Genomic DNA, 17,108 nt, shown 5'->3' with positions numbered 1-17,108 from the left:
CTCAGAGCGTCTCGATCCAGTTGGTGAAGAGGCGGGCACCGGCGTCGCCGGACTTCTCGGGGTGGAACTGGGCGGCCCACAGCGGGCCGTTCTCCACGGCGGCGACGAACGGCTTGCCGTGCGTGGACCAGGTGACGCGGGGCGCGGCCAGCCCGGCCGCCGTCCCGCCGCTGTCGGCGGGCAGCTCCCAGTCGTGCACCGCGTAGGAGTGCACGAAGTAGAACCGCGCGTCCGACGGCAGCCCGGCGAACATCACGGAGCCCTCGGGGACGTCGACCGTGTTCCAGCCCATGTGCGGCACGATGCCGGCCTGGAGCGGCCCGACGGTGCCCGGCCACTGGTCGAGCCCCGCGGTCTCCACGCCGTGCTCGATGCCGCGCGCGAAGAGGATCTGCATGCCGACGCAGATGCCGAGCACGGGCCGGCCACCGGCCAGCCGCCGCCCGACCACCCAGTCGCCGCGCGCCTCACGGATGCCCCGCATGCAGGCGGAGAACGCGCCGACGCCGGGCACGAGCAGCCCGTCGGCGTTCATGGCGGCGTCGAGGTCACGCGTGATCTCGACCTCCGCGCCCGCGCGGGCGACGGCCCGCTCGGCAGAACGCACGTTCCCGAAGCCGTAGTCGAAGACGACGACCTTCTTGCTGGTCACGACCTCACACCTCCAGCCGGAGCACACCGGCGACCAGACACAGCCCGCTGGCGAGAGCGAGCAGCACGACGACACCCTTGGGCAGCCCCTGCTTGGCGAACGAGTACACCCCGCCCATGAGAAAGAGCCCCACAGCGAGAAACAGCGCCGCCGACCCGCTCACAGCGTCTCCCCGTTCGCTTCTCCGCCCTCGCGGCACCCCGCGAGCAACCCCGTCACCCTCGGCCCGGCAGCCGCGCGTGCGTCGCTCACAGGGCGCCCTTCGTCGACGGAATGCCCGTCTGCCGCGGGTCCAGCTCGCTGGCGTACCGCAGCGCGCGGGCCAGGGCCTTGAACTGGCACTCCACGATGTGGTGCGCGTTGCGCCCGTACGGCACGTGGACGTGCAGCGCGATCTGGGCCTGGGCGACGAACGACTCCAGGATGTGCCGGGTCATCGTCGTGTCGTACGCGCCGATCATCGGCGCCATGCCCTCCGGCTCGCGGTGCACGAGATACGGCCGCCCCGACAGGTCCACGGTCACCTGTGCCAGCGACTCGTCCAGCGGCACGGACGCGTCGGCGAACCGCACGATCCCCCGCTTGTCGCCCAGCGCCTGCTTGAACGCGGCGCCCAGCGCGAGCGAGGTGTCCTCGATCGTGTGGTGGCTGTCGATGTGCAGGTCGCCCTCGGTCTTGACGGTGAGGTCGAACAGCCCGTGCCGCCCGAGCTGGTCCAGCATGTGGTCGAAGAAGCCGACGCCGGTGGAGACGTCGACCTGCCCCGTCCCGTCGAGGTCGATCTCGACGGCGACCGAGGTCTCCTTGGTGCTGCGGGTCACGCGGCCCACGCGGGTCATTGGCCGATCTCCTTCATCACTGCGCGTACCGCGTCGAGGAACGCGTCGTTCTCCTCACGGGTCCCGGTGCTGACCCTCAGGCGCCCCGGCACACCGTTGTCCCGGACGAGCACCCCGTGCTCCAGCAGCCGCCGCCAGACGTCCCCCGCGTCCGCGAAGCGGCCGAACTGCACGAAGTTGGCGTCGGACTCGGTGACCTCGCACCCCAGGTCGGTCAGCTCGGTGACGACCCGGTCCCGTTCGTCCTTCAGCTCCGCGACGTACCCCAGCAGCGTATCCGCGAACTCCAGCGCCGCGTGCGCCGTGGCCTGGGTGACCGCGGACAGGTGGTACGGCAGCCGCACCAGCTGCACCGCGTCGACCACGCCCGGGTCGGCGGCCAGATACCCCAGCCGCAGCCCGGCGGCGCCGAACGCCTTGGACATCGTGCGGGTGAGCACCAGCGTCGGCCGGCCCTCGATCAGCGGCAGCAGCGACGGCCGGTGGCTGAACTCGGCGTACGCCTCGTCCACCACGACCAGCGCGCCGTGCCCGCCGGTCGCGGCGGCCTGTGCGGCCTCGTACAGCGCGAGAACGGTCTCGGCCGCGACGGCCGTGCCGGTCGGGTTGTTGGGCGAGCAGATGAACACGATGTGCGGCCGGTGCTCGTGGATCGCGGCGACGGCCGCCGCCACGTCGATGCCGAACTCCTCGGTGCGCGGCCCGGAGATCCACTCGGTGCCGGTGCCGCGCGAGATCAGCGGGTGCATCGAGTAGGACGGGTCGAAGCCGAGGGCCGTGCGGCCGGGGCCGCCGAACGCCTGGAGGAGCTGCTGGAGCACCTCGTTGGAGCCGTTGGCCGCCCAGACCTGGGTCGGGCCGACCCGGTACCCGGCGGTGCGGGAGAGGTAGGCGGCGAGCTGGGTGCGCAGCACCACCGCGTCCCGGTCGGGGTAGCGGTTGAGGGTGCGGGCCGCCTCCGAGACGCGCTCCGCGATGCGCCGGACGAGCGCCTCCGGCAGCGGGTACGGGTTCTCGTTGGTGTTCAGCCGGACCGGGACGTCGAGCTGCGGCGCGCCGTACGGGGTCTTGCCGCGCAGTTCGTCGCGGATGGGGAGATCGTCGATGCGGGTCACTTGCTGTGCGGAACCTCTCCGTATCCGAACCGTGCCTTGACCGCGGCGCCGTGGGCGGGAAGGTCCTCCGCCTCGGCGAGGGTCACCACGTGGTGCGCCACCTCGGCCAGGGCGTCGCGGCTGTAGTCCACGACGTGGATGCCGCGCAGGAAGGACTGCACGGACAGGCCCGAGGAGTGGCAGGCGCAACCGCCGGTCGGCAGGACGTGGTTGGAGCCCGCGCAGTAGTCGCCCAGCGAGACCGGGGACCAGGGGCCGATGAACACGGCGCCCGCGTTGCGGACCCGGGCGGCGACCTCGGCCGCGTTCTCGGTGTGGATCTCCAGGTGCTCGGCGGCGTAGGCGTCGGTGACGGCCAGCCCGTGGTCGAGGTCGTCGACGAGGACGACGCCGGACTGCCGCCCGGCCAGGGCCTCCGCGATGCGGCCGTGGTGCTTGGCGGCCGGGACCCGCGTGCGCAGCTCGGCGTCCACGGCGTCGGCCAGCGCGACGGACGGCGTGACCAGGACGGCGGCGGCCAGCACATCGTGCTCGGCCTGGCTGATGAGGTCGGCGGCCACCAGCGCGGGGTCGGCGCTGTCGTCGGCGAGCACGGCGATCTCGGTGGGCCCGGCCTCGGCGTCGATGCCGATGACGCCCTTCAGCAGGCGCTTGGCCGCGGCGACGTACACGTTGCCGGGACCGGTGACCAGCCGGACCGGGGCGCACTCCTCGGTGCCGTGGGCGAACATGGCGACGGCCTGGGCGCCGCCGGCCGCGTGCACCTCCGTCACGCCCAGCAGCGCGCAGGCGGCCAGGATGGTGGGGTGCGGCAGGCCCGCGCCCCAGTCGTTGCCCGGGACCTTCTGCGGCGGGGAGGCCACGGCGAGGGAGCCGACGCCCGCCTCCTGCGCCGGGACGACGTTCATGACGACGGACGACGGGTAGACGGCCTGCCCGCCCGGCACGTAGAGGCCGACCCGCTCCACGGGCACCCACCGCTCGGTGACGGTGCCGCCGGGCACGACGCGCACGGTGGAGTCCGTGCGCCGCTGGTCGCGGTGGACGAGGCGGGCGCGGCGGACCGACTCCTCCAGGGCGGCCCGCACAGCCGGGTCCAGCTCGGCCAGGGCGCGGGTGAGCGCCTCGGCCGGGACCCGGGTCCGCTCGATGGTGACCTGGTCGAACCGCCGCGCGTACTCGATCAGCGCCGCGGTGCCGCGATGGCGCACGTCGTCGCAGATGGGCCGCACCTTCTCCAGGGCGGCCTCGACGTCGAGCTCGGCGCGGGGCAGCAGGTCGCGGTCGATCCCGCCGGGGGCGGGCGACGAACCGCGCAGATCGATTCGGTTCAGCACGGAACCAGTCTCGCAGAACGCCGCGCGGGGCCGCCGCCGCGTTTCACGATGCGGGCCCGGCCCCGCGAGGCAGCCGATAGGCTGGCCGGTCGTGACGACCACGCGCCTGCCGCTCTTTCCGCTGAACACCGTGCTGTTCCCCGGGCTCGTGCTGCCGCTGAACGTCTTCGAGGCCCGGTACCGGGCGCTGATGCGCGATCTGCTGGACCTCCCCGAGGACGGCCCGCGGCCGTTCGGCGTAATCGCCATCAAGGACGGGTACGAGGTGGCGCCCAGCGGCATCGGGCTGCCGGACCCCACGGAGGAGACGGAGGCCGGGCCGGCCGCCGGGTTCGCGTCCGACGACCCCATGCGCTCCTTCCACGCGGTGGGCTGCGTCGCCGACGCCTCCACGATCCGCGGCCGTTCCGGACCGGGCGAGAGCGGGCAGCCGGCCGAGAGCTACGAGGTGCTGGCGACGGGCACGACGCGGTTCCGGCTGCTGTCCGTGGACGCGAGCGGCCCGTATCTGACGGCCGAGGTGGAGCCGCTGCCGGAGGTCGCCGGGGAGGGCGCGGGGGCGCTGGCGTCCGGGGTGCTGCGGGCGTTCCGCGCGTACCAGAAGGTGCTGGCCGGCGCGAACGAGCGCACCCTGGCGCCCGGCCAGGACCTGCCGGAGGACCCGTCGGTGGTGTCGTACCTGGTGGCGGCGGCGACGATGCTGTACACGGGCGACAAGCAGCGGCTGCTCCAGGCCAAGGACACCGCGACCCGGCTGGCCGAGGAGCTGCGCATACTGCGGCAGGAGACGGCGCTGATCAGCAAGCTCCCGTCCGTCCCCGGGGCGGAGTACACCATCCGCCCGACGAGTCTCAACTGATCCCGTGGCGAGGAAGCGGAGCGGGGCGGCGTCCGGGGGAGGCACCCCCGCGACCGTGGCGGCGGGCCGGGCGGGGGTGGCGTTCACCCTGCACTCCTACGCGCACGACCCGGCCGCCCCGTCCTACGGCGAGGAGGCGGCGCGGGCGCTGGGCACGGACCCGGCCCGGGTGTTCAAGACGCTGGTCACCGACGTGGACGGCGCGCTGACGGTGGCCGTGGTGCCGGTGTCGGCGTCCCTCGGCCTGAAGGCGCTGGCGGCGGCGGCCAGCGGCAAGCGGGCGGCGATGGCCGACCCGGCGGCGGCCGAGCGTGCCACGGGCTACGTGCTGGGCGGCATCTCCCCCCTGGGCCAGCGCCGACGGCTCCCCACGGTGGTGGACTCCTCGGCCACCGCCCACGCCACGGTCTTCGTCTCGGCGGGCCGCCGCGGCCTGGAGATCGAGGTGCCGCCGGCCGACCTGATCGCCCTCACCTCGGCGATCACCGCCCCGATCGCCCGGGACTGACCGCTCAGTCCCCGGCCGGTCCGGCAGCCCCGCCGGGGCCGGGGTCGCGCCAGTGCGGCAGCTCCACGGGAAGGAGCTCCGGGTCGCGGGGGCCCCAGACCGACACGCAGAACATGTGCGCGGCCACGGCCGCGAACGGCAGGCCCAGCAGCACCCCGAACGCCCTGATCTTCAGCGGGCCGTCGAACACCACGTCGGCGCCCACCGACCGGGCGCGCGCCGTGATGTCGCCGGTGGGGCCCAGCCACACGCCGAGCCGCCAGGCCAGCACGGACCCCAGCAGCGCCCCGGCCAGCAGCCCGAGCACCACGGCGACCCCGCCGGCGCGGCGCAGCAGGAAGACGACGACCCCGGTCACGGCCCCGATGGCCAGCCCCAGCAGCAGGAAGGTGCCGTCGGCGCCGATGGCCTGCTGCCCCTCGGAGTTCGCCAGCAGCACCGACTCGCCGTCCGAGACCAGCGGCACGCGCGGTGCCCGCCACAGCCACAGCAGCCCGAGCACCAGACCGGTGAGTGCGGCGACCGGCAGCGCCACCACCAGGACCTCGCGTATCTCCCGTCCCCAGCCCGCCCGGCGGGTCACCGGGCCGCCGGGATCCTGTCCTCCGTCCGGGGTCTCGGCGGCGGTGCCGGAGGCGGCGCGGTGGTCGGGAGTGGGCTGCGGAACGGTCACCTTGTCATCCTGCCAGGTACGGGCGTCTGTTCGGGCCGGGGGACGACCGTTCGGGCGTATGAGCGTATGGTCGCCCCGCCGGTCACCGCAGGGCGGCCCGGCGGTACGCCCAGGTGGCCAGCGCCAGCGCCGCCACGCCCACGCCCGCGCAGACCGCGAGGTCGGCCGCGGCCGAGCCCCAGTCGGGGCTGGGCTCCAGCGCGGTGGCCAGCGCGTCCACGCCGTAGGTCGAGGGCAGCAGCTCGCGCAGCCAGCGCACCGGCTCGGGCAGCCGCGCCGCGGGCAGCACGCCGAGCAGCAGCGCCGCCGACATGCCGAGCTGCCCGCACAGCGTGGCCAGCTCCGGGCGCGGGGCCAGCAGCCCCAGCGCGGCCCCCAGCCCGGCGAGCGCGGCCCCGGCCAGCGGCACCACGGCCAGCAGCACCCACAGGCCGCCCAGCGGGAGCCGGTACAGCAGGCCGCCGGAGACGGCGGTGACGACGACGCCCGGCACGGTGAACGACGCGTACGCCGCGGCCGTGCCCAGCGCCACGGCGGCCGGGGGCACGGGCAGCGTGGCGTAGTGGTCCAGCCCGCCGGCGGCCCGGAGCTGCCCGAAGTACTGGGCGAGGAGGTTGAGCGCGACGAACGCCACGACCAGCACGGCCGACCCGGCGACGACGGCGCGCGCCTCGTCCCCGTCGCCGCCGTCCACGACGCCGCGCATCAGCACCATGATCCCGACGGACTGGAAGGTGGCGACGAACAGCAGCGGAATCCGCGCCACCCGCGCCCGCGAGAGCTGCGCCCGGTACACGGCCACCAGCGAGGGCCACAGCCGCGCCCGCGACGCCAGCGGCACGGCGGAGCTCATGACCGGACCAGCCCCTCGCCCCGGCCGCCCAGCGCCAGGTAGACGTCCTCCAGGGTGGGCGTGGCCAGCGTGAAGTCGTCCAGTGCGGAGAACGCGGGGCCCTGGGTGACGGCGACGACGACCGCGCGGGCCCGCTCGGGCGGCAGGCGCAGCGTCCAGCGGCGGCCCGCGACGGCGGCCGTGCGGCGCAGCGCGGCGATCTCCGGGATGCCCAGCGGGGCGTCCCCGCGCCACATCAGGTCGAGCCGCACCTCGGCGCCCACCAGCGCCTTCAGGCCCTCGGGGCTGTCGCAGGCGATGACCCGCCCGGCGTCCAGCACGGCGACCCGGTCGAGCACGGTCTCGGCCTCGATGACGTTGTGCGTGACCAGCACCACCGTCGTGCCGTCCAGCGCGCGGCGCCGGTCGATCGCGGCCCAGACGGCGCGCCGGGCGACGGGGTCCATGCCCGCGGTCGGCTCGTCCAGCACCAGGACCGGACGGCTGCCGGTGAGGGCCGCGGCCACGCACGCCAGCCGCCGCTCGCCGCCGGAGAGCTTCTTCAGCGGCCGGGACGCCAGCGGGCCCAGCCCCAGTTCCTCGATGACGGCGTCCCGCTCCCGGCGCGCCGCCCCGGCGTCCATGCCGCGCAGCCGGGCGGTGGTCTCGGCGGCCAGGGCCACGGTCAGCTCGTCCAGCGCGGTGGACTCCTGCCCCAGGTACGCCAGCAGCCGCGCCGCGCGGCGGGGGTGGCGCACCAGGTCGTGGCCGAGCAGGGTGATGCTTCCGGCGTCCGGGCGCAGCAGCCCGGTGAGCTGCTTGACGAGGGTGGTCTTGCCCGCGCCGTTCGGGCCGAGCAGGCCGAAGATCTCGCCGCGCGCCACGTCCAGCGTGATCCGGTCGCTGGCCGGGGCCGCCTGCCCCGTGCCGGCGCGCGGGCGGCGGGCCGGGTAGGTCTTGGTCAGGCCGCGCACGGTGAACGCCGCCGGGGCGGACGCGGTGCCGTCCGGGGTGTGCTCGGGTGCTGCGATCCGGGGCCAGGGCCGTGCGATAGATGAGGCCACGGTGCACGAGCCTACGCGGGTCACAGGGGTGCCAGGACCCGGGGGTACGTTCCGGACATGTCGCAGCGGGCGGCGCGGCGTTTGTCAGGAGGTGCGCACGGTGCCCGTGCGGGCGTCCACCTCGCGCCAGAAACCGGCCCTGATCGCGTACCGGTCCTGCTCGTCGATCTGGTCGTCCTTGTGCGCGAGCAGCCCGAAGCGGGCCGCGTACCGCAGCAGTTCGCCGTCGATGCGGTGCGGGATGCGCGGGTACTCGTTGGACAGCCGCTCCAAGTGCGCCGCGTTGGCGAGGCGTTCGGCCCAGCGGCGGGCGAAGACCTGGCCCACCTCGAACGAGTCGCCGCTGACGGCCGTGATGTCCTCCTCCCGGTCGGCCCACCGCTGCTCGGCGGTGGTGAGCTGGGAGAGCATGGGCAGGGCCGCGATCTCGGGAGGCTCCTCGGGAACGCCCCGGTCCACCCAGCCCCGGTCGGACGACCAGCGCAGCGTGGCCGTGGCGGCGGGCTGCACGGAACGCCCGAGCGTGGCCAGGTCCTTGGGCGTCGGCACGCCCTTGGCGGCGGGCGACGCGCCCTGCGGTTCGCGCCCGGCCTGCGGGAACGGGTGCTCGCCGTTCTCCCGGTGCACGCCGTTCTTCGCGGCGGCGGGCCGCTCGCGCGGCTCGGCCGGGGTGGGCGGGGAGGCGGTCTCGGGAAACGGCGCGGCCAGGATGGCCGCGATCTCCGGCCGGGTCGCGCTGTGCGGGGCCTCGGCCACCGACGTCTCGTTGACGCGGACGGCCCGGGTGATCCAGGCCCGGTCCAGCACCCGGCGCTCGTCGGCCTCCGCGACCAGGTCCTCGGACTGGTTGTAGTCGCCGCCGGCGGCCTGGACGGCCCAGAGGTGGACGGCGACGCCGTGCTCCTTGGCGGACATCAGCCCCGGCAGCAGGTCGCCGTCACCGGTGACCAGCACGATGTCGGCGCAGGCCCGGTTGCGCGCCAGCTCGGTCAGCTCGGCGTGCATCGCGGCGTCCACGCCCTTCTGCGCCCAGCGGCCGTCGGACCGGGTCAGCGCGCCGAGGCGGACGGTGACGCGGGGCATGACGCGCAACCGCCGGTGCTCCGGCTGCGGGACGCGGTCGGGAGCGCCGTCGAACCAGTAGATCCGCAGCAGCTCGCGGCCGGTGTCGGCCTCGGCCCGCTCGCGCAGCCCCTGGATGAGCGCGGCGTGGTCGACGGAGATGCGGGGGCGGGCGGCTTCACCGGCGAGAAGGCTGGCGGCGGCACCGAGCAGATACCCGGCGTCCACCAGGACGACGCAGCGGTCCACGTTGCACACCTTCTTTCACGGGAAGCGGTTTTCCCTGAGTCTGCCCGACCCGGCCGCCGTTATCTGTGCCAACTCGATCTTCGGCGTGGCGAATCCACCCCCATACCACCCGGAATGCGAACTGTGCCCGCTCGTGCGAACCTGAACGCGGCCAAGCGTTCCGCGCCACGGCACGACTGCGATCAGGAGGCGATCATGGCCAAGAACAAGAACCGCAGCCGACCTCCGGCACCCCAACCCCCGCCGGGACAGGCCCGGACGGCGGAGGCCCCGGCGGAGTCCGCGAAGTCGCGCAAACGCGAGAAGCGATTCGGCCACAACTGACGGCCGGCCACGCACCGGGGCCCGGACCGCCGTGAGGGGCGCACCGCGCGGGGTGCGCCCCTCGGGACCGCCGGGTCCGCTTCCGCTAGACGCGGTGCGCCGTCCGGCTGAGCATGTCCCAGGCTTCGTGGACACAGCGCAGCCGGTCCTCGAAAGCCGTGCCCGGGAAATACTCCAGAAGGGCGTGCACGGCGTCCTGGCGGGACGCGTGCACCTCACGGATCAGAAACATGGCCTTGTGGACCATCCGCACATCCATGGCGGTTCTACCCCTCACGCGGTGATTTCGCTCCGCTTTCGAAGCTAATGTGAAGAGCACCGCGTTGGGGTAAAGCGGCGTCCATCATCCCGCCAACAGGCGGGCATCAACCCGCCAAGCAGCCCATCAACCGGCCAAACAGGCTGGTCCGAGCAGGGCCTTGAGGTCGCCGAAGAGCGCCGGATCGGCCTGCACCCGGTGCCGGTCGAGCCGCAGCACCGTGGTGGTGCGCACGCCCTGGACCTTCAGCCGCACCTCGGTGGCCCCGCGGTGCTGCCCGAGCACCTCCCCCAACTGCGCCACCAGCGGAGGCGTGATCTTCACCCCCGGGATGGTGATCGTCACGGGCGCGTCCGCCGACGCCTCCGACAGGTCCGGCACCATCAACTCCATGGCGACCAGCCGGGGCACGTCCTCCCGCTTGTCCAGCCGGCCCTTGACGAACACCACGGCGTCCTCGGCGAGTTGCGTGGAGACGAGCTGGTAACTGGCGGGGAAGAACATGCAGTCGATGGAGCCGGCCAGGTCCTCGACGGTGGCGATCGCCCAGGGGTTGCCCTGCTTGGTCATCTTCCGCTGGAGCGTCGAGATGATGCCGCCGATGGTGACGATCGCGCCGTCCGGGTAGTCACCGCCGGTCAGCGCCGAAATCGCGGCGTCCGCCTTGTCGTTGAGGATGTGCTCGATGCCGAAGAGCGGGTGGTCGGAGACGTAGAGGCCGAGCATCTCCCGCTCCTGGGCCAGGAGATACGTCTTGTCCCACTCCTCCTCGGAGAACTCGACGTCCATGCCGAAGCCCGGCCCGTCGCTGCCGCCGTCCTCGTCCATGCCGCCGAAGAGGTCGAACTGTCCCTCGGCCTCCTTCCGCTTGACCTGCACCACGTTGTCGATCATCGACTCGAAGTGCGCGGTCAGGCCCTTGCGGGTGTGGCCCAGGGTGTCGAACGCGCCCGCCTTGATGAGCGATTCGACGGTGCGCTTGTTGCAGACGACCGCCTCGACCTTGTCCAGGAAGTCCGGGAAGGAGCTGTACTTGCCCTTCGCCTTGCGCGTCGCGACGATCGAATCCACCACGTTCTGCCCGACGTTGCGGACGGCGGTGAGGCCGAAGACGATCACGTCGTCGCCGCGCGGCGTGAAGTGCGCCTCCGACTCGTTGACGTCCGGCGGCAGCACCCGGATGCCCATCCGGCGGCACTCGTTGAGGTAGATCGCGGACTTGTCCTTGTCGTCGCGGACCGACGTCAGCAGCGCCGCCATGTACTCGGCCGGGTAGTTGGCCTTCAGATACGCGGTCCAGTAGGTGACCAGGCCGTACGCGGAGGAGTGCGCCTTGTTGAACGCGTAGCCGGAGAACGGCACCAGCACGTCCCACACGGCCTGGATCGCCTCGTCGGAGTAGCCGTTGTCCCGCATGCCCTTCTGGAACGGGACGAACTCCTTGTCGAGGATCTCCTTCTTCTTCTTGCCCATGGCCCGCCGCAGCAGGTCCGCTTGTCCGAGCGAGTACCCGGCGAGGACCTGCGCGGCCTTCTGCACCTGCTCCTGGTAGACGATGAGGCCGTAGGTGACGTCCAGGACCTCCCGCAGCGGCTCCTCCAGCTCCGGGTGGATCGGGGTGATCTCCTGCTGGCCGTTCTTGCGCAGCGCGTAGTTGATGTGCGAGTTCATGCCCATCGGGCCCGGCCGGTACAGGGCGCCGACGGCGGAGATGTCCTCGAACTCGTCGGGCTTCATCATGCGCAGCAGGGAGCGCATCGGGCCGCCGTCGAACTGGAAGACGCCCAGGGTGTCGCCGCGGCCCAGCAGTTCGAAGGTCTTGGGGTCGTTCAGCGGCAGCTTCAGCAGCTCGATCTCGACGTTCTTGTTCTTGCTGATCAGCTTGACCGCGTCGTCCATGATCGTGAGGTTGCGCAGGCCCAGGAAGTCCATCTTCAGCAGGCCGAGCGCCTCACAGGTGGGGTAGTCCCACTGTGTGACGACCACGCCGTCGTTCTTCGGCGCGAACAGCGGCACGTGGTCGACCAGCCGCTCGCTCGACATGATCACGCCGGCCGCGTGCATGCCCATCTGCCGGACCAGGCCCTCCAGACCGCGCGCGGTGTCGATGACCTTCCTGACGTCCGGTTCGTTCTCGTACATCCCCCGGACCTCGGCCGCCTCGCTGTAGCGCGGGTGGTCCTTGTCGGTGATGCCGGAGAGCGGGATGCCCTTGCCGAGCACGTCGGCGGGCATGGCCTTGGTGATCCGGTCGCCCATCGCGTACGGGTAACCCAGCACGCGGGAGGCGTCCTTGATGGCGGCCTTCGCCTTGATGGTGCCGTAGGTGCCGATCATCGACACCTTGTCGGCGCCGTACTTCTCCGTGACGTACCGGATGACCTCGCCGCGCCGGCGCTCGTCGAAGTCGATGTCGACGTCCGGCATGGAGACGCGCTCGGGGTTGAGGAACCGCTCGAAGATCAGGCCGTGGTCGAGCGGGTCCAGGTCGGTGATGCCCATCGCGTAGGAGACGATCGAGCCCGCCGCCGAACCACGCCCGGGGCCCACCGCGATGCCCTGCTCCTTGGCCCACATGATGAAGTCGGCCACGACGAGGAAGTACCCCGGGAACCCCATCTGGATGATGACGTCCATCTCGTACTCGGCCTGCTTCTGCCGGTCCTCCGGCACCCCGCCCGGGTAGCGGCGGGCCATCCCGCGCCTGACCTCCTCCCGGAACCAGGTGACCTCGGTGTACCCGTCGGGCACGTCGAAGCGCGGCATCAGGTCGCGCGGCTCGAACCAGCCGTCGATGTCGACCTGTTCGGCGACCAGCAGCGTGTTGGCGCAGCCCTCCTGCCAGGCGTCGGAGGAGTCGATCGCGTACATCTCCTGCGGCGACTTCAGGTAGTAGCCGGTGCCGTCGAACCGGAACCGGTCGGGGTCCGAGAGGTTCTTGCCGGTCTGCACGCACAGCAGCGCGTCGTGCGCGTCGGCCTCGTGGGCGTGCGTGTAGTGCGAGTCGTTGGTGACCAGCGGCTTGATGCCGAGCTTGCGGCCGATCTCCAGCAGCCCGTCCCGCACCCGGGTCTCGATCTCCAGGCCGTGGTCCATCAGTTCCAGGAAGTACCGGTCCCTGCCGAAGATGTCCTGGTACTCGGCCGCCGCCTTCAGCGCCTCGTCCGGCTGGCCGAGCCGCAGCCGGGTCTGCACCTCGCCCGAGGGGCAGCCGGTGGAGGCGATCAGGCCCTCGCTGTACTGCGCGATGGTCTCCTTGTCCATCCGGGGCCACTTGACGAAGAAGCCCTCGGTGTAGGCGTCCGAGGAGAGCCGGAACAGGTTGTGCAGGCCGGTCTTGTTGTAGGCCCAGATCGTCTTGTGCGTGTAACCGCCGGAGCCGGAGACGTCGTCCTTCTTCTGGTGCGGCTGACCCCACTGCACACGCCGCTTGTGCCGCCGCGACTCGGGCGCGACGTACGCCTCGATCCCGATGATGGGCGTGACCCCGGCGCCGCGCGCCTGCTGGAAGAAGTCGTATGCCCCGTGGAGGTTGCCGTGGTCGGTGATCGCGATATGTGACATGCCCATCTCCTGGCACGCCTTGAACATGTCCTTCAGCCGCGCCGCCCCGTCGAGCAGCGAGTACTGGGTGTGCACATGCAGGTGTGTGAAGGGCTTGGTCACTCCACGGGCCTTCCGCAGCAGGGTCAGGGATACCCGAACCCTACATCGGCGCCCGCCCTCCGCAGCCCCCGGGAACGGACTCGTAACCTGGGCGTTTCCGCAGGTCAGACGGGGTGCGCGGGACATCGTCCAAGGTCAACGCGGTCCCCTGGTCCCGCCCGTGCGCGGCGCCGTGGCACACTCGCTTCCGATGGGCATATCGGCTTCCTGGATCCGGGTGACGCGCGCGGCGGTGTTCGCCGCGCTCTGCGTGACGCTGTCCGCCGGGGCCCATGTCCTGCTGTCCGGAACGCCGTTGCCCGTCGCGCCCGTCGCCGCCGTCTCGGCCGTCGTCCTGGCACTCGCCCTGGCGCTCGCCGGCGATCGCGAGCGCGGCTTCCGGCCGATCGCCGCGCTGCTGCTGCCGCTCCAGCTCGGCGCGGACGCCGTGTTCACCACCGGGCAGGCCACCTGTTACGGCCCCGGCGGCGGCCCGGTCACCGGCCCGCTGCGGCTGCTCGGCGTCGATCTGGTCTGCGCCGGCGGCGACCTGGGCAGCCCGTTCCCCGCGCTGGACGGGATCCCGGACCCGGCCGCCCACCCGGGCGCGCCCTGGCTGCTGCTCGCCGTCCACCTGGCGGTCGGCCTGGCCGCCGCCGCCTGGCTGCGCTGCGGAGAACGGGCCCTGGTCCGGCTGCTGCGCGCCGCCGTGGCCGCCGGCTTCCGTCCGCTGCTGCTGGCGGTCGCCGCCCGCGCCGCCACCGCGACCGTCCCGGCCGCGCCGCCCGCCGTCCGCGCCCCGCGCCGCGACCGGGTCACGCCCGCCACCGCCCCGCCGCTCCTCCCCGTTCTCCGCCGCGGGCCGCCGCCCCGCCGCGCGCTCCCCGCCGCTCTCGCGGCCTGAGCGAGCGCGCTCTCCGCACCCACGTGTCGCACGGACGTACGGATTTCACGGAGACGATTCCCATGAGCAAGCGCAATTCCGCCGAGGCCAAGCGCGCCGCCCGCGAACGGCTGCGCGCCGAACGCGAACGCCAGCAGAAGCGGGCGAAAATCCGCCGCCAGGTGACGGTCGCCGGCTCGGTCGTGGCCATCCTGGCCATCGCCGCCGGCATCGGCGTCGCCGTCGCGGGCATGGAGGACGGCAACGACAGCACCGACTGGAGCGCCGTCCGCGCCCAGATCGAGGACGGCGAGAGCGGTGCACCGGCCGAGGGCGACTTCGCCACCGCCGCCCCCGCCCACGCCTCCGGCGACGACGGCCTGACCATCCGCCTCGGTGAGGAGGACGCCGCCAACACCCTCACCCTGTACGAGGACCCCCGCTGCCCGGCCTGCGCCTCGTTCGAGCAGCGGCTCGGCGACGCGGTGAAGGAGGGGGTGGAGAACGGCGACTTCGCCGTCGAGTACGTCTTCGGCACCTTCCTCGACGGCAGCCTGGGCGGCTCCGGCTCCAAGAGCGCGCTCAACGCCCTCGGCGCCGCCCTCGACGTCAGCCCCGAGGCGTTCGCCGGTTTCCACGACGCCCTGTACTCCGAGGAGTTCCACCCCGCGGAGACCGACGACGCCTTCGCCGACGACGAGCGGCTGATCGAGATAGCCCAGTCCGTCCCCGAGCTGAAGGACAACGCGGACTTCGAACGCGCGGTGACCGGCGACACCTTCGCCGTCTGGGCCCTGCGGATGTCCGACACGTTCGACAGCAGCGAGGGCGTCACCTCCACGCCGACCGTGAAGTTCAACGGCGAGGTCGTCGAGACGCCGCAGACCGCCGAGGACCTGACGGCGCTGGTCGAGGAACAGGGCACCGACGCCGGGTAAGCCCACCGCGGGCCGGGCGGCACGTCCCGCCCGGCCCGCGACGCGCGGCGAGCCTCAGTCCAACACCCTCACCCTGTACGAGGACCCCCGCTGCCCGCCCCGCGACGCGCGGCGAGCCTCAGTCCAGCCCGGCCAGGAACCCCAGCGCCGTCCGCCAGGTGGCCTCCGCCGCCTCCGCGTCGAAATCGGGCAGCCCGGGATCGGTGTACAGGTGCCCGGCCCCCCGGTAGCGGAAGACCTCCACGTCCCCGCCCGCCCGCCGCATCCGCAGATACCACGCGGTCAGCCAGTCGTGCGGCTCGAACGGGTCCGGGTCCGCGACGTGGAGCTGCACCGGCAGCCCGTCCGTCACGGCGTCCTCCGCGATGTCCCCGGTCCCGTGCAACAGCAGCAGCCCGCGCGCCTTCACATCCCCCAGCGCGATGGTCTGCGCGAGCGAGGCGCCCAGCGAGAACCCGGCGTAGACGACACCCGCGTCCGAGTGCTCGGCGGTGGCGGCGACCGCCCGCCGCAGCAGCTCGTCCCGGCCGATCTCGTCCTTGATCGCCATGCCGTCCTCCACGGTGTCCGTGGTGCGGCCGTCGTACAGATCGGGCACGACGACGTGGTGCCCGGCCTCCCGCAGCCGTTCCGCCGCCTCGTGCACGGCCGGCCGCAGGCCGTACGCGGAGTGGAAAAGCATGACGTTACTCACGGTCTGCTGGGCCCTTCCAGTGGTACGCGTGCTCCTTGGTCGCCCATCCTGCCAGTTAGCCTGGCGGACGGAGACAAATCGACTCGAGCGCCGAAGGAGCTGAAGGAATTCATGGATGATGTGTTGCGGCCGCTACTCGTCCTCGGCGGCACCATCACCCTCACCGTGGTCATCGGCTGGCTCATCGACCGCGCCCTGTGCGCGGCCGACGCGCGAGAACCCCACACCCGGCTCTGGCAGCTCCTGCGGCGCTGCAAGCTCCCCTTCGAGTTCCTGCTCGGCTCGGCGATCGGGCAGGTGGCGTACGACGCGTTCAACGTCGATCTGCGCCGGGACCACATCATCGAGTCCGCCCTGGCCACACTCGCGATCTTCTCGGCCGCCTGGCTGACGGTCCGGGCCGCGGGCGCCGTCGCGGAGAACTCGCTCGCCCGCTACGAGTCGCGCACCACGGACCTCGCCCGGGTGCGGCAGTTCCGCACCCAGCTCGCGATGATCCGCCGGGTCGTGACCACCATCCTCACGGTGGTCGCGGTGGCCGTGACCATGCTGCTGCTCTTCCCGGACCTGCGGACCCTGGGCGCCTCGATGCTGGCCTCCGCCGGCGTCATCGGCGTCATCGCCGGTGTCGCCGCCCAGTCCATGCTGAGCAACCTGTTCGCCGGGCTGCAGATAGCGTTCGGCGACTCCGTGAAGATCGGCGACACGGTCGTCGTGGACGGCGAGTGGGGCACGGTCGAGGAGATGTCCCTGGCGTTCCTCACGGTCCGCATCTGGGACGACCGGCGGCTGACGATGCCGGTGTCGTACTTCAACAGCAAGCCCTACGAGAACTGGTCGCGCGGCGGCAACCAGATCACCGGCACGGTCTTCCTCCACCTCGACCACACCACCCCGGTCCCCGAGCTGCGCAAGCGCCTGGGCGACTTCCTGACCGGCCGCAAGGACTGGGACGGCCGCCACTGGGACCTCGTGGTGACCGACACCACCCCCACCACCATCCAGGTGCGGGCGTCGATGTCCACGCAGAACGCCGACGACGCCTGGACGCTGCGCTGCGCGGTCCGCGAGGAGCTGATCGCCTGGCTGCGCGACAACCACCCCTACGCGCTCCCCCGCGTCAACACCTCCCCCGCCGAGGTCCGCCCCCGGGCTGCACGTGGCAGCGACCGACC

17 protein-coding genes and 1 pseudogene are annotated in these 17,108 nt (G+C 72.7%); 6 read left to right on the top strand and 12 right to left on the bottom strand.

The annotated features are described in order from the left end of the window. Nucleotide 1: 1 nt before the first annotated feature. The 5 genes from hisH to hisD all read right to left on the bottom strand — a co-directional run bounded on the left by hisH (nucleotide 2) and on the right by hisD (nucleotide 3,943). Nucleotides 2-679, bottom strand: coding sequence for an imidazole glycerol phosphate synthase subunit HisH (gene hisH / locus ACSNOC_RS07065; protein ID WP_436746389.1), 678 nt, complete (start codon nucleotides 677-679; stop codon nucleotides 2-4). Further along, complete coding sequence (locus ACSNOC_RS07060) at nucleotides 657-785, bottom strand: hypothetical protein (protein WP_436746423.1); 129 nt, start codon at nucleotides 783-785, stop codon at nucleotides 657-659. The genes hisH and ACSNOC_RS07060 overlap by 23 nt, the downstream gene beginning before the upstream one ends. Nucleotides 786-900: 115 nt before the next feature. Further along, nucleotides 901-1,491, bottom strand: coding sequence for an imidazoleglycerol-phosphate dehydratase HisB (gene hisB, locus ACSNOC_RS07055; RefSeq protein ID WP_436746388.1), 591 nt, complete (start codon nucleotides 1,489-1,491; stop codon nucleotides 901-903). Next, nucleotides 1,488-2,606 carry a histidinol-phosphate transaminase gene (locus tag ACSNOC_RS07050; RefSeq protein ID WP_436746387.1) on the bottom strand — a complete coding sequence of 373 codons (1,119 nt, stop codon included), beginning with the start codon at nucleotides 2,604-2,606 and terminating at the stop codon, nucleotides 1,488-1,490. The genes hisB and ACSNOC_RS07050 overlap by 4 nt, the downstream gene beginning before the upstream one ends. After that, complete coding sequence (hisD, locus tag ACSNOC_RS07045) at nucleotides 2,603-3,943, bottom strand: histidinol dehydrogenase (protein WP_436746386.1); 1,341 nt, start codon at nucleotides 3,941-3,943, stop codon at nucleotides 2,603-2,605. The genes ACSNOC_RS07050 and hisD overlap by 4 nt, the downstream gene beginning before the upstream one ends. A 91-nt stretch (nucleotides 3,944-4,034) precedes the next feature. Here hisD and ACSNOC_RS07040 point away from each other — a divergent pair, with 91 nt between their 5' ends. Further along, nucleotides 4,035-4,802 (top strand): LON peptidase substrate-binding domain-containing protein, encoded by a 768-nt coding sequence (locus ACSNOC_RS07040; protein ID WP_436746385.1) that lies wholly within the window; start codon nucleotides 4,035-4,037, stop codon nucleotides 4,800-4,802. Between the two features lie 4 nt (nucleotides 4,803-4,806). Beyond that, complete coding sequence (gene ybaK / locus ACSNOC_RS07035) at nucleotides 4,807-5,310, top strand: Cys-tRNA(Pro) deacylase (RefSeq protein ID WP_436746384.1); 504 nt, start codon at nucleotides 4,807-4,809, stop codon at nucleotides 5,308-5,310. Between the two features lie 4 nt (nucleotides 5,311-5,314). Here the strand turns inward: ybaK and ACSNOC_RS07030 are convergent, their stop codons facing one another. The 4 genes and pseudogenes from ACSNOC_RS07030 to ACSNOC_RS07015 form a co-directional block, all read right to left on the bottom strand. Beyond that, nucleotides 5,315-5,983: an ABC transporter permease gene (locus tag ACSNOC_RS07030; protein ID WP_436746383.1), complete on the bottom strand. Its 669-nt coding sequence runs from the start codon at nucleotides 5,981-5,983 to the stop codon at nucleotides 5,315-5,317. A gap of 82 nt (nucleotides 5,984-6,065) precedes the next feature. Beyond that, nucleotides 6,066-6,995, bottom strand: coding sequence for an ABC transporter permease (locus ACSNOC_RS07025; protein ID WP_436746420.1), 930 nt, complete (start codon nucleotides 6,993-6,995; stop codon nucleotides 6,066-6,068). A gap of 257 nt (nucleotides 6,996-7,252) precedes the next feature. Continuing rightward, a pseudogene (locus ACSNOC_RS07020) lies at nucleotides 7,253-7,699 on the bottom strand (ATP-binding cassette domain-containing protein); the annotation flags it as partial. Nucleotides 7,700-7,963: 264 nt separating this feature from the next. Then, nucleotides 7,964-9,190 (bottom strand): NYN domain-containing protein, encoded by a 1,227-nt coding sequence (locus ACSNOC_RS07015; RefSeq protein WP_436746382.1) that lies wholly within the window; start codon nucleotides 9,188-9,190, stop codon nucleotides 7,964-7,966. Between the two features lie 195 nt (nucleotides 9,191-9,385). Here ACSNOC_RS07015 and ACSNOC_RS07010 point away from each other — a divergent pair, with 195 nt between their 5' ends. Continuing rightward, on the top strand, nucleotides 9,386-9,514 hold the full coding sequence (locus tag ACSNOC_RS07010; RefSeq protein WP_436746381.1) for a hypothetical protein: 129 nt from the start codon (nucleotides 9,386-9,388) through the stop codon (nucleotides 9,512-9,514). An 85-nt stretch (nucleotides 9,515-9,599) separates the two neighbouring features. Here the strand turns inward: ACSNOC_RS07010 and ACSNOC_RS07005 are convergent, their stop codons facing one another. Continuing rightward, the gene (locus tag ACSNOC_RS07005; RefSeq protein WP_436746380.1) at nucleotides 9,600-9,791 is read right to left on the bottom strand and encodes a hypothetical protein; all 192 of its coding nucleotides are present in this window, start codon (nucleotides 9,789-9,791) and stop codon (nucleotides 9,600-9,602) included. Nucleotides 9,792-9,899: 108 nt separating this feature from the next. Further along, nucleotides 9,900-13,439, bottom strand: coding sequence for a DNA polymerase III subunit alpha (gene dnaE / locus ACSNOC_RS07000; protein WP_436746379.1), 3,540 nt, complete (start codon nucleotides 13,437-13,439; stop codon nucleotides 9,900-9,902). A gap of 190 nt (nucleotides 13,440-13,629) precedes the next feature. Here dnaE and ACSNOC_RS06995 point away from each other — a divergent pair, with 190 nt between their 5' ends. Next, nucleotides 13,630-14,322: a hypothetical protein gene (locus ACSNOC_RS06995; protein ID WP_436746378.1), complete on the top strand. Its 693-nt coding sequence runs from the start codon at nucleotides 13,630-13,632 to the stop codon at nucleotides 14,320-14,322. 62 nt (nucleotides 14,323-14,384) lie between these two features. Beyond that, the gene (locus tag ACSNOC_RS06990; protein WP_436746377.1) at nucleotides 14,385-15,239 is read left to right on the top strand and encodes a thioredoxin domain-containing protein; all 855 of its coding nucleotides are present in this window, start codon (nucleotides 14,385-14,387) and stop codon (nucleotides 15,237-15,239) included. A gap of 118 nt (nucleotides 15,240-15,357) precedes the next feature. Here the strand turns inward: ACSNOC_RS06990 and ACSNOC_RS06985 are convergent, their stop codons facing one another. Next, nucleotides 15,358-15,921, bottom strand: coding sequence for a dienelactone hydrolase family protein (locus tag ACSNOC_RS06985; RefSeq protein WP_436746376.1), 564 nt, complete (start codon nucleotides 15,919-15,921; stop codon nucleotides 15,358-15,360). Between the two features lie 123 nt (nucleotides 15,922-16,044). Here ACSNOC_RS06985 and ACSNOC_RS06980 point away from each other — a divergent pair. After that, nucleotides 16,045-17,108 (top strand): mechanosensitive ion channel family protein (locus ACSNOC_RS06980; RefSeq protein WP_436746375.1); only part of this gene is annotated, 1,064 nt, incomplete at its 3' end.

The organism is Streptomyces sp. URMC 129, from assembly GCF_051386415.1.
Lineage (GTDB): Bacteria > Actinomycetota > Actinomycetes > Streptomycetales > Streptomycetaceae > Streptomyces.
Note: the sequence above shows the minus strand (reverse complement) of the source record. Positions and strands in the feature narration are given on the sequence as shown.

Coding starts and splice junctions, on each gene's coding strand:
- hisB (WP_436746388.1), bottom strand. CDS start 1,491: ATGACCCGCGTGGGCCGCGTGACCCGCAGCACCAAGGAGACCTCGGTC.
- ACSNOC_RS07010 (WP_436746381.1), top strand. CDS start 9,386: ATGGCCAAGAACAAGAACCGCAGCCGACCTCCGGCACCCCAACCCCCG.
- ACSNOC_RS06995 (WP_436746378.1), top strand. CDS start 13,630: ATGGGCATATCGGCTTCCTGGATCCGGGTGACGCGCGCGGCGGTGTTC.
- ACSNOC_RS06990 (WP_436746377.1), top strand. CDS start 14,385: ATGAGCAAGCGCAATTCCGCCGAGGCCAAGCGCGCCGCCCGCGAACGG.
- ACSNOC_RS06985 (WP_436746376.1), bottom strand. CDS start 15,921: ATGCTTTTCCACTCCGCGTACGGCCTGCGGCCGGCCGTGCACGAGGCG.